This window comes from Paenibacillus sp. E222 (genome assembly GCF_013401555.1).
GTDB lineage: Bacteria > Bacillota > Bacilli > Paenibacillales > Paenibacillaceae > Paenibacillus.
The window spans coordinates 3,382,888-3,397,917 of the sequence record NZ_CP058552.1 but is presented as its reverse complement, the minus strand read 5'-3'; the positions used below and the strand labels follow the sequence as shown (position 1 = coordinate 3,397,917).

16 protein-coding genes are annotated in these 15,030 nt (G+C 45.6%); 3 read left to right on the top strand and 13 right to left on the bottom strand.

Annotation, left to right across the window (positions count from 1 at the left end; genetic code table 11):
* The first annotated feature begins 119 nt into the window (after positions 1–119).
* The gene (locus HW560_RS15160; protein ID WP_179263751.1) at positions 120–815 is read left to right on the top strand and encodes a YhcN/YlaJ family sporulation lipoprotein; all 696 of its coding nucleotides are present in this window, start codon (positions 120–122) and stop codon (positions 813–815) included.
* Between the two features lie 7 nt (positions 816–822).
* Here the strand turns inward: HW560_RS15160 and HW560_RS15155 are convergent, their stop codons facing one another.
* The 6 genes from HW560_RS15155 to HW560_RS15130 all read right to left on the bottom strand — a co-directional run bounded on the left by HW560_RS15155 (position 823) and on the right by HW560_RS15130 (position 6,591).
* A complete protein-coding gene (locus HW560_RS15155; RefSeq protein ID WP_090901548.1) occupies positions 823–1,275 on the bottom strand; it encodes a pyridoxamine 5'-phosphate oxidase family protein in 453 nt (150 codons plus the stop codon).
* Positions 1,276–1,373: 98 nt separating this feature from the next.
* The gene (locus HW560_RS15150; protein WP_090901551.1) at positions 1,374–2,435 is read right to left on the bottom strand and encodes an LCP family protein; all 1,062 of its coding nucleotides are present in this window, start codon (positions 2,433–2,435) and stop codon (positions 1,374–1,376) included.
* A 90-nt stretch (positions 2,436–2,525) separates the two neighbouring features.
* Entirely contained in the window at positions 2,526–2,822 is a 297-nt protein-coding gene (locus HW560_RS15145) for a YlaH-like family protein (protein ID WP_079349632.1), read from the bottom strand.
* Positions 2,823–3,124: 302 nt separating this feature from the next.
* Positions 3,125–4,969: a translational GTPase TypA gene (gene typA / locus HW560_RS15140; RefSeq protein WP_179263749.1), complete on the bottom strand. Its 1,845-nt coding sequence runs from the start codon at positions 4,967–4,969 to the stop codon at positions 3,125–3,127.
* 176 nt (positions 4,970–5,145) lie between these two features.
* On the bottom strand, positions 5,146–5,640 hold the full coding sequence (locus tag HW560_RS15135; protein WP_090901557.1) for a hypothetical protein: 495 nt from the start codon (positions 5,638–5,640) through the stop codon (positions 5,146–5,148).
* A 291-nt stretch (positions 5,641–5,931) separates the two neighbouring features.
* Positions 5,932–6,591, bottom strand: coding sequence for a TerC family protein (locus HW560_RS15130; protein WP_090901560.1), 660 nt, complete (start codon positions 6,589–6,591; stop codon positions 5,932–5,934).
* A 105-nt stretch (positions 6,592–6,696) separates the two neighbouring features.
* Between HW560_RS15130 and HW560_RS15125 the strand changes: the two genes are divergently transcribed.
* Positions 6,697–7,398, top strand: a complete 702-nt coding sequence (locus tag HW560_RS15125; RefSeq protein ID WP_090901563.1) for a TerC family protein — start codon at positions 6,697–6,699, stop codon at positions 7,396–7,398.
* A gap of 132 nt (positions 7,399–7,530) precedes the next feature.
* Here the strand turns inward: HW560_RS15125 and thiI are convergent, their stop codons facing one another.
* The 6 genes from thiI to HW560_RS15095 all read right to left on the bottom strand — a co-directional run bounded on the left by thiI (position 7,531) and on the right by HW560_RS15095 (position 12,455).
* The gene (thiI, locus tag HW560_RS15120) at positions 7,531–8,775 is read right to left on the bottom strand and encodes a tRNA uracil 4-sulfurtransferase ThiI (RefSeq protein ID WP_090901565.1); all 1,245 of its coding nucleotides are present in this window, start codon (positions 8,773–8,775) and stop codon (positions 7,531–7,533) included.
* 6 nt (positions 8,776–8,781) lie between these two features.
* Complete coding sequence (locus tag HW560_RS15115; RefSeq protein WP_090902592.1) at positions 8,782–9,930, bottom strand: cysteine desulfurase family protein; 1,149 nt, start codon at positions 9,928–9,930, stop codon at positions 8,782–8,784.
* Positions 9,931–10,104: 174 nt separating this feature from the next.
* Entirely contained in the window at positions 10,105–10,866 is a 762-nt protein-coding gene (locus HW560_RS15110) for a lytic transglycosylase domain-containing protein (protein ID WP_090901568.1), read from the bottom strand.
* A gap of 248 nt (positions 10,867–11,114) precedes the next feature.
* Complete coding sequence (locus tag HW560_RS15105) at positions 11,115–11,531, bottom strand: hypothetical protein (RefSeq protein WP_179263746.1); 417 nt, start codon at positions 11,529–11,531, stop codon at positions 11,115–11,117.
* Positions 11,532–11,565: 34 nt separating this feature from the next.
* Positions 11,566–11,784, bottom strand: coding sequence for a DUF1540 domain-containing protein (locus HW560_RS15100; protein ID WP_090901574.1), 219 nt, complete (start codon positions 11,782–11,784; stop codon positions 11,566–11,568).
* A 164-nt stretch (positions 11,785–11,948) separates the two neighbouring features.
* The gene (locus HW560_RS15095) at positions 11,949–12,455 is read right to left on the bottom strand and encodes a YpuI family protein (RefSeq protein WP_063567014.1); all 507 of its coding nucleotides are present in this window, start codon (positions 12,453–12,455) and stop codon (positions 11,949–11,951) included.
* Between the two features lie 288 nt (positions 12,456–12,743).
* On the opposite strand from HW560_RS15095, the gene HW560_RS15090 reads away from it, so the two are divergent.
* Positions 12,744–14,621: a S8 family peptidase gene (locus tag HW560_RS15090; protein WP_179263744.1), complete on the top strand. Its 1,878-nt coding sequence runs from the start codon at positions 12,744–12,746 to the stop codon at positions 14,619–14,621.
* 97 nt (positions 14,622–14,718) lie between these two features.
* Here HW560_RS15090 and HW560_RS15085 read toward each other — a convergent pair whose 3' ends face one another.
* On the bottom strand, positions 14,719–14,976 hold the full coding sequence (locus HW560_RS15085) for a hypothetical protein (protein ID WP_090998137.1): 258 nt from the start codon (positions 14,974–14,976) through the stop codon (positions 14,719–14,721).
* Positions 14,977–15,030: the final 54 nt, after the last annotated feature.

Here is a 15,030-nt window from a genome sequence, read left to right as displayed (position 1 = left end):
GGATAAGTGCGATCTTTCAGCAGCGGCATGGACAATCATGCTCCCATACATAAATGTATTCGACTAGGACAAAATAATTGTCAACCATTCTGAAAAACTCCAGGAAAGGATGAACATTTATGAAATATTGGGTTTGCACGCTGCTTCTGATCTTTATACTTACAGGCTGCAACAGTTCTACACGTAATGCCTCACAGCAGCAAGGTCAGCATGCCAATGGTTACGGAGGAAATGTTACAACTCAGCAAGATCAACGGAAAGGATCTCACATGCTCAATACTCAGGAAGATCGGTTGCACCCTTCTGCTGTGGACCATCTGACCGAAAATACGGGTGAGGTTCATGAGAAAAACGTCACGGACAACACCAAGGCGGCTCGGATGCCAAACGAAAAAAGGGTCACCCACCTCAAAACACTTGCCAAGCAAGTGGAAGGTGTCAAAGATGCCAACTGTGTCATTCTTGGCAATACAGCCGTAGTTGGCATTGATGTTGACGGTGAACTGGAACGCGCACGAGTAGGTACAATTAAATACTCTGTGGCCGAAGCCCTCCGCAAAGATCCGGAAGGTGTAGATTCCATTGTTACCGCAGATGCTGATGTCACTGAACGCATTAAGGAAATTGGCGAGCATATTCGTCAAGGTCATCCAATATCCGGTTTCGCTTCAGAACTCGCTGACATGGTGGGCCGAATCATTCCCCAACTCCCGAAAGATGTCAAAGTCCGTCAAAATCCGGATGAACATCTAAAACGTGAACAACAAATGCAGCAACTGCATTCTTCAGACAAAAGACAACAAAAAGCCCAGTGATCTCTCACTAGGCTTTTTTCATTGCAGTAAAAACCTGCTCATCTAATTTCTCAGCAGCACGCTGATCATATATTTTGACAAATTGAGGCACAGAGGACAATTGGGCTCCATAAAAAAGGGCGTTTCTCACCGCTTCAATGGAAATGTCGAAACAGCACATGTTAAACGGAACATCCTGTAACGGATTTTGTCGTACGGAAGCACGTCCGTTTACCGCATACACCATCTCTTCTCCAAAAATGGTGACGGTAATGACCGGATTCTCAATCATATTGTTCACGAGACGCGAACGATGATCAATCGCCACACGAAGAGTAGAAGCATTCTCCGCATAAATCCAGGAGATTGCTGTGGATGTCGGACCTCCAGATTCAATGTCCACGGTGCTTAAGAGCACAAAAGTTTCATTCTTGAATTGCTGTAAAAGAGATTCAGTCAATTGTGTGACGGCTTCGGACATCCAACCAGCCCCCTAATCTTCTTTATGCAATTCTTGATTCGTTGTTGATGTTATTATAGCATACCATCAAACTCGCTTCCAATCCAAAAGAATGAATGTTATTCAGCTGTCGGAGATGCTGTTACTTTACCTGATAGTGTATCCTTCAACGCCTGTTTGGCATTAGCCAATTCCGTTTCGTTGATATATACATATGGACTTCTCCACTCTCCGGTTACAGGTGTGTAGTGCACATCCGATTTGGAAATATTCCAGTAGGTTGAAATGAAGTTCTTCATTTGCTCCGATTCCACGTCTGTTGTCATGTTCTTGTCAACAGCACCAATCACTTTACCAATCTTCGTGACGCCTCCCAGTGATTTCAACTGATCCAACATAGAATTCAACACTTGATTCTGACGTTTATTTCGGTCAAAGTCGTTGGATTCATCTGTCTTCGGCTTACAGTTCGATTTACGGTAACGAACAAAATCAAGTGCTTCTTTGCCATCCAAATGCTGTGCACCAGCCACCAGATTAATATCCGTGCCATCGGCCGTATCTTTGTAACACATGTTTTTATCCACTGTCACATCCACGCCACCTACAGCATTGACCGCATCCCGGAATGCCTGGAAATTCAGGACAGTCGTATAATTGATATCCACATCCAGATACTTGCTCATCATTTCTTTCATTTGATCCTCTGCATTTTTGCCAGAGGTTTTTTCCTGTGCTTTAAATTTAGGATAATAAGAATTCAATTTATTCGCTTTATATCCATCCAGTTGAATACGCGTGTCCCGAGGTAAAGATACAATGGTTGCCGTCTTGGTCTCCGGATTCAGAGAAGCTACCATAACCACATCCGAGAGATACGTACCTGTTTCCGGACGATTATCCGTACCTAACAGCAACATCGTAATGGGTTTGGTTTTGGCAGACATTCCAGGAGGAACCGGTTTATCAATGCCCGTATCCGCTACCTGATTATAGACCCAATAGAGATATCCGCCGCCTACCAAAATTGCAATAGCCAATAAACTTAAAACCAGTCTGCCAAAGGTTCGCATCCGTTTCTTCTTCTTTGGTTGCTTGCCTTTGCCATTCTTCGATCCAGAAGCGCCGGATTGAGTCGGTGCCTGTCTCCGTGGAGGCAGTCCATTCGAATTCGAGTTCATATCTTCAACACCTTTATCACATCTGTTTTGGCCCATATATAAGACAACCGCTTTCCCTAAGGAAAACGGATGGTCTATACTATACAGAATTTATGAGTTTCGAGCGGCAGCTTCCGCTTTTTTCTTTTGACGACCTTCGATAAAATAGCGCACTCTCACTAACAGCATCAAACCAACTGCGACCAGCAAACATTGAATAATGGGCAGCTTGTCGATTTGAAAAACAAGGAGCATGAATGTGCCCATCGCCATCAATATATAGAGAACGATTTCCTTACCAAGCGGCAATTTCTGACGTACCCGAAACACCTTATTATAAACGTAAGTAATCAATACAAAGATGACGATGTAGGCTACGATCGGGTGTGATGCGAACCATGCTTGCATGCACAGCCAGCTCCTTTCGTGTTCATGCTAAATATAAGTTAACTGGTTGATGAGACTCCCTCTAGCAACTTAGATAACCAGTACGTGCATCGTGACCGTTTCGGTATCAGCTCGTTCTTCCGATCGCTGTTATCCCCAGATTTTTTTGATCCATTTACTCAATGGTAAAATCCGGGGATAAAGGCGAACGCTTCGCTTCTTCAGAATCGATTCTGATCCCTACACTACTTTAGCTGTACAAGCTCTCGTTACTTACCGGGCCCGTCAAACGTTAACTTATATAAATTATTTTGTTGTTATGATTAGGCTTTGGAAGCCATTTTGCGTTGTTTTTCCGCACGTTCACGCTCGGATTTATTCAGGATCTTCTTACGAAGACGAATAGATTTCGGTGTAATCTCACAATATTCATCATCATTCAGATATTCAAGCGCCTGTTCCAACGAGAAGATAATCGGAGTTTTAATTTTAACCGTATCATCTTTACCAGAAGAACGAACGTTAGTCAGTTGTTTTTCTTTGCAGATGTTAACAACGATATCATTGTCACGTGTATGTTCACCAACAATCATACCTTCGTAGATTTCAGTACCCGGCTCCAAGAAGAGAGTACCACGATCCTCAACGCCCATCATTCCATAGAACGTAGATGTACCCGTTTCAGTTGAGATCAGTACACCTTGGTGACGTCCACCCACTTGACCGGATACTACTGGAGCGTAGCTGTCAAATGCATGGTTCATCACACCGTAACCACGAGTCAATGTCAGGAAGTTTGTGCTATATCCGATCAAACCACGTGCTGGAATCAGGAACTCCAGACGAACTTGACCACTACCTGTGTTGACCATGTTAACCATCTCTGCTTTACGTGCGCCCAGGCTCTCCATTACGGAACCCATGCTTTCTTCAGGGATATCAATCAACAAGCGCTCAAGAGGTTCCATTTTCTTACCGTCAACTTCTTTAACGATAACTTCCGGTTTGGATACTTGAAGCTCATATCCTTCACGACGCATATTCTCAATCAGGATACCCAAGTGAAGCTCACCACGTCCGGAAACGACAAATGCATCCGGGCTTTCCGTTTCGTCAACACGAAGGGAAACGTCTGTTTCCAATTCTTTTAACAAACGCTCACGAAGTTTACGGGAAGTTACCCATTTACCTTCACGACCTGCGAATGGACTGTTGTTCACGAGGAACGTCATTTGCAGGGTAGGCTCATCGATTTTCAAAACTGGAAGTGCTTCTGGATTGTTAGGGTCGGCAATGGTTTCACCAATGTTGATGTCCTTGATCCCTGCAATCGCAACGATGTCGCCTGCTCCTGCTTCTTCTGTCTCAATACGTTTGAGCCCCTGGAAACCGAACAGTTTCTCGATACGTGCAGTTTTGCTCTTACCATCACGCATAATAACCGTTACCGATTGTCCTTGACGGATCACACCGCGGTTAACACGACCAATGGCAATACGGCCAAGGTATTCATTGTAGTCCATCAAAGTAACGAGGAATTGAAGTGGCTCTTCAACATTCTCTGTTGGGTGAGGGATATGACTAACGATCGTATCGTAGATCGCCATCATGTTGTCGTCCTGTTTCGCAGGATCACTTTCCATGCTGGATGTTCCGTTCAATGCGGAAGCATATACAACAGGGAATTCAAGTTGTTCATCGTTGGCACCCAGTTCAATGAACAGGTCCAGTACTTCATCAATAACCTCAGTCGGACGAGCCGCTGGACGGTCAATTTTGTTTACCACAACGATTGGTGTCAGGTTGTGCTCCAGTGCTTTACGAAGTACGAATTTCGTTTGTGGCATACAGCCTTCATAAGCATCAACAACGAGCAATACGCCGTCAACCATTTTCATGATACGTTCCACTTCACCACCGAAGTCGGCGTGTCCTGGTGTATCCACAATGTTAATCAGGTAATCTTTATAGGTAATAGCTGTGTTTTTAGCCAGAATCGTAATACCGCGTTCACGCTCCAAATCGTTGGAGTCCATTGCGCGCTCCTGTACCGTTTCGTGATCACGGAAAGTACCGGATTGCTGGAGCAACTTGTCGACGAGCGTTGTTTTCCCGTGGTCGACGTGGGCAATAATCGCAATATTGCGAATGTGTTCTCTTGAATGCATGGTTTGTATCCATATCCTTTCCAATTTCAATTCTTATCTACTAAACTTCCCGCAAATTCGCAGGTTACTCACCCAAAATAAGCGTCGGTGATATCCCGACGCATCCTATATCCCTTATATTATAGTTGATCATAGGTAAAAATCAAGATATTTCGCTTGAAAGACCAATGGGAATGTTACCAGCCTCTCCCTTGACGTCCTCGGCCAAACAGCAACCATATCCCGCCTACAATCAAAATTACCGCCAGCACATAGATAATACCGGTGTGAAGCATTGTAAATCCGAACAAAATAATTGAAAGGATTCCCACGCCCAATGCAACCGGAAGTACCACTGCAGGTCTTCGATGATCAGCCAGTGCATATTCAAGCAAACCAACGGCAATTCCAAGCAAAAAAGCAGGCCACAGGTTGCTCATCAATCCGCTGCCCCATGTGTTCGTGATTCCAAACAACAGACCATAGACGGTTAACGTACCTGCTGGAACGAGTGACCATGATGGCGTAAGCCTTGCATAATATAATGCATGAAGAGCAATACCAGGCAACAAGATGAGCAAAGGCCAGAAGTGCCGGCCAATAAAGCCAAACACACCAAGTTTGCCGAGTAAAATTATTAAACCTGCAACAAAAATAAATATTCCGATTGCTTTTTCATTTCTCATCCTCATCTACAATCACCTCTTATAACATTTGGCTATGTACCCGCAAGCTAAAATGATAAACAATTCCATGATGACTGACTGTTCCCAGCCTTTTTCTAGTGTAGCCGATGTGTATGCAAAAAACTACACCTTATGTCGTACTTTGCCTCTCTCCATTATCCTGTATTACCCTAAACTGATCGGTCTATGACTTATTCAAGTTCGCCCATACCTCTAGAACAAATAAACACAGCAAAAAAACTGCCCCAAAAGAGCAGTTCGCCAGAACAATTTATATTTCCGTTTGTTCAAATCAATTTACACGTTTCGACGAACGAACTTATGCGCTCCTCCAATCGCGATTACAAGACAAGCCATAGCTGCAGGCAGCAAGGTATGCGCCTCAGCTGCCAAGCCGCCAAGCCACTGTCCCAGCTTCGGATCATTCATCACCATCTCACCTGCTGTGAAGGCCAAAATACCTGAACCGGCAAATACCAGAATCGGAAACCGCTTCAACAAACCGACAATTAATCCGCTGCCCCACACCACAATCGGAATACTTATAGCAATTCCGATGACCGTGAGCGCCAAGTCCCCATCCGCCAGAGCAGCAATTGCGAGAACATTATCCAGACTCATGACAAAGTCAGCAATCAAAATCGTTTGGATCGCTTTCCAGGTCGTGGACGCTTTACGAATATGTACTTCATCTTCATTCTGAAGCAGCAGCTTAACAGCAATCCATAGCAACAGCAGACCGCCAGCCGCCTGAATAAAAGGAATCCCCAATAGCAGCACAGCTGCAAAGGTTAACAAGCAGCGCAAAACAACAGCGCCGAAAGCCCCCCACCATACTGCCTGCTTGCGCTGTCTCGCAGGCAAATCCTTACTTGCAAGTGCGATAACAACCGCATTATCTCCACTCAGAACCAGATTGATCATTAATATTTCGGTCAACAGCCATAGCGTATCCATGCTTCTCATCCCCCCACTCTAACTTGTATGTCAAAGTTGTCCATGCTATTCTTAAACGTTGAACAAGCTTTCTCAGGTTTGGATATATAGAAGGAGTGACATCGTATGGAGTTGTTTAGCCCCGCTTTTTGGCTAGCGTTGTTGAACGTTGTATTTATTGATCTAATTCTGGCTGGCGATAATGCCATCGTGATTGGTCTTGCAGCTCGAAATTTGCACCCTTCTGTGCAGAAAAGGGCGATTCTTTACGGAACAGGCGGCGCACTTTTGATTCGCATTGTAGCCACCGTGATTGTGCTCTGGCTGCTTAAAGTGCCTTGGCTGCTCCTTGTTGGGGGATTACTCCTAATTTGGATTGCGTACAAGCTATTGGCAGATCAAGGGGAAGAACATTCCGATATCAAGGCTGGCAGTTCTCTCTGGGTAGCTGTGCGTACAATTGTTATCGCAGATGCTGCCATGGGACTGGATAACGTCATCGCCGTTGCCGGTGCAGCACAGCAGCACTTGGTACTTGTTATACTCGGACTGCTGATCAGTGTGCCTATTATCGTTTGGGGCAGTACGTTGTTTATCAAGTTAATTAATCATTTCCCTTGGATCATTTATCTGGGAGCTATCGTGCTAGGGTATACGGCTTCCAATATGATTACAGAGGAACACCGTCTCGTGCCTTTCTTCACTGAGCATCCTGCACTGAGAATCTTATTTATCGTTCTCGTTACTGGTGGTGTCGTATTTGCGGGATATCGCAAACGTGCAAGCAGCAATAAACCAGGTGGAGAGCGTCAGCACTCCTATTCCTAAGCTTTAATTAAGTGAAATCCCCATCAGCCACAACCATAAAAAAGGACTGACCGATAACTACATCGGCCAGTCCTTTTTCTTCATGAAGATAACATAGTCCTTATTATGTTATTCAATCCAGAATACGGTTTCTCAGAACCACTCTTCTTTCATTTCATTAGCTTCATCCTGCTGATTGGTTACCATAAAGTTTTCACCTGCATGCAGCGTAATGGTTTCTGTCTTCTCCACCGCCTGCTCCACCCATTCCGGCAGCTGACTCATGGTCGCTTCGATTTTATCCACAATACGAAGATTTGGGTTCGTCGTGGGGGATTTTGGTACAAAAAGAGTACAACAATCCTCATATGGCAGAATCGATATATCGTACGTTCCGATCTGTTTGGATAAAGTTATAATTTCCTGTTTGTCCATCATGACAAGCGGCCGCAGCAGCGGCAGATCCGTCGCACGTCCAATGACATTCATGCTTGGCAAGGTTTGGCTCGCTACCTGTCCCAGACTATCTCCGGTAATCAGTGCAAGCGCACGTTCACGTTCAGCCAGCTTGGTTGCAATACGTAACATGGAGCGGCGCATCAGTGTGATGATCAAGTTATCCTGTCCCAGTTGGGTAAATGCTGTTTGAATTTCCGTAAAAGGAACCAGATGCAGCTTAATTGTGCCTGCATGATCAGCAAGTGCACGCGCCAAATCAATGACCTTTTCTTTGGCACGCTGGCTTGTGAACGGATAACTGTAAAAGTGTACACATTCCACTTCCAGACCTCTACGCATCGAAGACCATGCCGCTACAGGGCTATCTATGCCACCCGATAATAACAGCATTGCTTTTCCATTTGTGCCCAGGGGGAACCCGCCTACAGCCGGAATCACCTCACTGAAGATATACGTGCCCTGATCCCGAATTTCCACACGCAGTTCAATGTCAGGTTGACGCACGTCTACACTTAACTGCTGGAATTTCCGAAGAATAGGAGAACCTACGAGATGGTTCATTTCATGGGAAGAATTGGGGAACTCTTTCCATACACGCCGTGCATTAACTTTGAATGTGGTACCTTCTTTGAATTCAGACTCCCTCTCATCCATAAAAGCGATGGCAGTCTCCACGATCTGATCAGCTTCAGATGGGGTCACTTTAACGGGACTGATCGACATAACACCGAATACTCGTTTCAGCACAGCAATCAGCTCTGTATGAGATTCACCACCCAGATCGACATACAACCGTCCAAACTCCTTACGCAGACTTGCACCTGGATAAGGTTTGAGCAGGGAACGTACCTGGGTGATGATTGTTTTTTCAAACCGGGCACGGTTTTTTCCTTTTAACATAAACTCTCCGAAACGGAGAAGCAGCATATCATATTTCATCTAAAATCACATCCGCCTTTCCAACGGGCGCAGCTGCGCCACCATCTGATGTAAAGCCTGCTCCAGCAGAGCCACATCTTCTTCTATATGTTCATCTCCAAGACTAATACGCAATCCACCAGCAGCACAAGCATTATCCCTGCCCATGGCGAGCAATACCCTGCTGGGTTCAGCCGATCGCGAAGAGCAGGCAGATTGTGTAGAAACAGTTACTCCAAGTTGCTCCAGGGTATGCAGTGCCACTTCTGCCTTCATTCCAGGATAGGAAAAATGAACAATGTGCGGTGCACCCTCTTTACGACTATTTAGCACAAGTCCGGGAATCGTATCTATGACCTGCATAATACGATCTCGCAAAATCGTTGTACGCTGCGCAAAGTCAGCCTGACGTTCCGCAGCGAGACGCATTGCCTTCGCCATACCCACAAGCAAAGGTACGTTTTCAGTTCCCGCTCTCAACCCCTGCTCTTGGGACCCCCCGGACAGTAGAGGCGTAAGCTCCACTCCACTTCGTACGTAGAGAAGTCCAGCTCCTTTGGGACCACGAATCTTGTGAGCAGACAAGCTGTACAGATCCGCGCCCCATTCCGCAGGTTTAGCATCCAACTTGCCAAAACCCTGCACACCATCCACATGAAAAAGCACCTTTGGCGCTTCCTTTTTCAGTCGTACTCCAATTTCAGCAATTGGATGTATTGCTCCCGTTTCATTGTTCACATGCATCAGACTCACAAGCACCGTATCTGATCTTATGGCATCCATTACCTGCTGGGCGCTAACCAGACCGTCGGAATCGACGGGAAGCCAAGTGACATCCCATCCCCACTGCTGCAACTGCACAAAACTCTCATATACCGAAGCATGCTCCGTTGCAGTTGTAATGATATGTTTGCCCCGGGACTGATACCTCAATGCTGCGCCTTTAATGGCAAGATTGTTGCTCTCGGTTGCGCCTGAGGTAAATACGATTTCCTCCGGTTTCACATCAATAGCGGCAGCACAACCAGCTCGCGCTCGGCGTAACAACTGATGAGCACGCTCACCATATCCATGAATCGAAGACGGATTTCCATATTGCGCCTCCATAATCTCAGCCATAGTTCGAACGACATCCGGATGAGGAGGCGTCGTTGCTGCATAATCAAAATATTTCAAATGAGGTTCCCCTCCTTGTCTCTTCGTTGTGGAATCTACAGTGAGCATTGTAACACGATCCCCGCTCAACACAAAAAGACCAAACAGGAACCAAGCACATTTAAGGGTGCTGTTCCCGCGTTTGATCTCTTCCAGAACATACTGTTGTGTTGCCATTTCTTCGGTCTATACCATTTATACCATATATTTCGTCTGCGCCTTCTCCACTTTGGAAATATAAGCCTGAGTTTCTGAAGGAAGACGATTAAGTACACTCATCAGTTCAGCATCACTCGATACGCCCAGACTCGAAACCCGTCCCGGTCCGGCATTATAAGCAGCAAGTGCCATCTTCACCTCTCCACCAAAACGCTGGAGCTGGAGAGAAAGGTATTTGGTACCACCATCTATATTTTGAGCGGGATCGTAAGCGTTGCTTACCCCCAACCCTGCTGCCGTCCCATCCATCAACTGCATTAGTCCTTTGGCACCTGCGGAAGAAACTACATTCGGATTGAAGCCAGATTCTGTATCAATAACCGCCTTGATCAAAGATTCAGGCACCCCATATTTGGCACTTGCTGAAGCAATCAATGATTCAAAATCTGTAGGTACAGATGCACCCGAATCCACTGCTCCAGTATTTAACAGGGCAGATAAAGAAATCGCATTACTGTTCGAAGAAGAAACAGAACTTGCATCCGGGTTATACATGCTGCCCAGTTGCAGCCACAACAGACCGTCATTGGACCGTTTGGAGCTCACTGCAGAGTTCACGTCTTCGCCTATGGTACCGCTATTGTTCGAAGAATTTGAATTCGTGCCGAGCAGCCCGTCCATCATACTGGCAAAATCCACGGTTGAACCGGAATTTCCATCCGATGCATTTGTTTCGTTGAGACTATTGGACAATTGCAGTTCCAGCAACTGCCGCGACGCGCGCGGATCAATCTGCATGAGTTATATTCACTCCCGTATAATGTAAACGTAGATTATGACTTTATTCTACATTATTTTACAGGAAGGTTCCATTGTTTTCAAAAAAATAGACCGATTATACAACATCATTGCGCATATGCGAAAAAACCCTCTGCAGTCCCCTTTTAGTAAGGTGGAAGCAGAAGGCTGCAAATAACCCAAAGCATATCCAGTTCGGTTATGATCTTGTATATCGCTTGTCAGATCATTATATGCTTTTTGCTTTATTAACGGGCAAATGGAATCATGAAGAAATAGCTGAGAGTTGCCACTGCGCCAAGTCCGATGGACCATGCACCAGCCGTTTTCCGGCCATTGACATAAGCATAGTAACCAAGTACCGCTGCGGCTGGACCAAGGACGATGGACCACATAAATAAGGATGCGATACCAAAGGCCAGACCCATATACCCGGAGATACGGCCAGTAGATTTCATAACACCGTCATCTTCACGCTTGACAGGGGTATGATCTGTTCTTTCTGTAGGTTCTGTTCGAATAGAACCTGTTGTGGGGGCTACCTCTGCGCCATACTCTTCCTTGTGGCTACGTCTTGGATAATCTACACGCTGACGCTGCTTTTCATCTAACGGAGTCGTTTTGGGACGCTGTAACGGGTGATCATCTCTACGGTCATTATTCAATGCAAAGCACCTCCATATAAATGGGAATGACTGCTCATTTTGGTTTGAATGTGTGGCAGCATGTCGCTGATGAAGTACGTGCATAGTCTTGATGGTCTGAATCAAAGGTCTCTCCGGCAAATTCCTCATGTAAGCGACGGGTGGCATGTTGGTCAATGTCAATCATAATGGCATCAGCCTGGCAGAAATTGTTTTCTCCCCAAAAGTTGCAGTTCGAGACACTGCATTTGACGATCGGCTTCTCTTGGCTCATTTTTTTATCACCTCGACATCTATTGTCTCCGCACTGTAAATCGGCTATTCTCCAACGAAATGCCAGATGATGACATGCTCCCTCATCCGCAATTCCATTAAAAAAACGCAAAAAAACCGCCACAAGGGCGGTTTTGTCCAATTCTCATATCGTTGAAAATGTATTTACGCGTGATTACGTTGGTTTTGCATCCGACGCTGCGTCAGGTAGTCACTTTCATAAAAGGCCAGATCATCACGCAATTCTTCGTACGTTTTTGATATTTCAAGAATAACATCCCGTACTGCACGAATGGGCTTATCACGGAAACGGATTGCATCCTGACCAGTGTAAGCATATCTTCCATCTTCGGAGTAACATTCATTTTTAGGATAAAAAAAGCTGTTGATGCTTTGATGGTATGTGTTATAGAGAGCCTTTTCGGCAAAATCAACATCAAAATTGGCACGACGCAGCACAACGCCAAGTTTTTCGTAAGAAACTTCAGAAAAAACGAGCAAATGACGGAGATCCGAAAGAAATCCTTTGTAGAAGGCTGATGACTCCTCCGTCTGATTCTGATCCAGTTCAGGCAAGGCATTTTCATTCAAAAATTTTTCAATCCGATCGATAGCCGGTTTTAACTTTTCCCTAGTTGACTCACATGTTTTCTGTACATTGGCTGCTGACATAAAGGTAGCTCCCCCTTAAATAAGTCCTTACATATAGATCGGCCAACGGGAGATTCTCCCCTGACCTTGAATTCTCAGGTACTATCCTACCATAAAAAGATGACGAGCGGTATCCCTTAATCAGGCTTTCCCGTTATGTCCCTGAACATGCCCATTACACACAGCTCACCTGATGTTCACCTGCATAAAAATAACCGCTTTTCCTAACGATAGATATATCCAGTGACAACGATGAAATCAGAGCACTGTTAGATGATTATCAAAACAAACGAGGAGGTTCCATCCCCTATGTCCAGACCGAAATGGGTTAACTGGGCCATTGCCGCGGGTGCGGGCGCACTTGCCTTGACGCTTTTGCTTCCGACGTCCAATCGCCCTGTTCCTGCTCCAAGTGCCATGCCCGATTCTCCACACGAGGAGCATGCGAGCAAACAACGTCTCAAAGTTCAGGATGTAAAGTCAACCGATATGCTGACCCGTGCGGATGCCAAACAGCATCTTCGCATCATGCTTGAGAAGACCTCCCAAATGAATGATGTGCAGATAAGTCAATACGTTAAAGAGCTTCAACAAACACATGATCATATTCGCTTTATTGATGTAATAAATACCAAAGAATCACGCAGTCGGCACTTTGACAAAACAGCAGCAAAAGGAAGCAAGTTGGAACAGCAAAAGCTGGAACATTCTCTCGCCTTGGCCAAGAAAGCCGTGAACAAACGTCAAAGCTTCGAATCTTCTTCGTTTCCTCTGGGCAAGGAAAAGTTTTTTGTCATGGGTCAGCCCTCTAAGGATGGAGAACGAGCCGTCATCGCTTTGTTTAGCCAAAATGTACTAAATGCCGTGGAGCAGCATCAGCGTAAAAATTTGCGTATGATTCCTTATCCGCGTGAAGGTAAATTCAAAATCGAGTCTGTACACCCCGACACCCTGAAAGAAATTACTGTAAAAACAGGGCATGATAACGCCAATGCCAGTCATTTTTACGAAAATGAAATCGTCATCCGTTTCCGTCAGGATCCAGGTGAACGGGATATGCGAATCATTAAATCCGATCTGCGGACTCAATCAGCTCGCAAGCTGGGATACACGTATGTTTTTCGGTCAGAACATATGAATTATGAGCAATTACATGCCTATTTCGAACGTAAATGGAATCCGCTGTATATGGAACCTCACTACTTGTATTTAACCAATGAAACCGTACCTGAACAAAAAGATGTAACCGTGCCCAATGATATTTTGTTTTCCGACTACCAATGGAACCTACCCGCCATTGAGACTAACCGTGGCTGGAATATTACGAAGGGAAACAAGGATGTTATCGTTGCCGTGGTGGACACCGGCGTCGATCTGACTCATCCCGATTTGAAGGGCAAGCTGCTGGATGGTTATAACGTTGTTGATCCAGCGAGCAAACCACTTGATGACGTAGGCCATGGTACACATGTAGCAGGCATCATCGGCGCTGTTGTGAATAACAACGAAGGTGTAGCAGGCATGAGCTGGTATAACAAGGTACTTCCTGTTAAAGTGCTCGACAATTCGGGTTCAGGCACAACCTATGCTGTGGCTGAAGGCATCATTTGGGCTGCTGATCATGGTGCCAAGGTCATTAACATGAGTCTGGGCAATTACGCCGATGCCCAATTTCTTCATGATGCCATTAAATACGCTTTTGATCGCGACATCGTATTAATTGCAGCGACGGGTAACGATAATACCGAGCGTCCGGGATACCCTGCCGCCTATCCGGAAGTATTTGCGGTATCCGCCACGGATCCGGACATGAACAAAGCTTCCTATTCCAATTATGGGGATTACGTGGATGTGACGGCCCCCGGGTCCAGCATTGCAAGTACGTATCCGAAAAACCAATATGCAGCCTTGTCCGGAACGTCTATGGCAAGTCCCCATGTCGCGGCACTTGCAGGCTTGATTCGCTCGTTAAATCCCGATCTGACCAACACGGAGGTCATGGATTTGATGCGTCAAAGCGTCATTGATCTCGGTGACCCAGGTCACGACAAGTATTACGGCTATGGTCAAATCGATGTGTTTAAAGCATTGGAGGCGGCCTCTGGGAACAGTGCCCCACTTCAGTTCTGGCCGCAGCATGTAAGACAGCAAATGGACAATGCCATGAAAAAGTACATCAAACACTAACCGTACACTGGATATAAAAAAAAACAAAAGCAGCTGCGCCCCGGGGCGTATGCTGCTCTTTGGTATGTTACCTATTCCCCCGGGGCACCCGCTGCGACTAGCGTTTGCGAGAAGTTGTGCGGGATTTGCCTGATTTTTTCACGGATTTTTTCTTGCCGTTGTGGCTTGAAACATAACACGGATCTTCTTCTTTGACCACGACAGGATACATGTGATGATGGATTGGTACACAGTGGTGTTTTTTGATGACTTCGATCGGATGAATTACGGGTACGATTTGTGGAATGTAGTAATCTTCAACAACCTGGATTGGGTCACATACAATCGGACAAAGCGGTGGACAGAAATGGTTCATTTCAAACCAACTCCCTTTCAAGTGATACTATAACGTATTGCACTGAGTCCGATG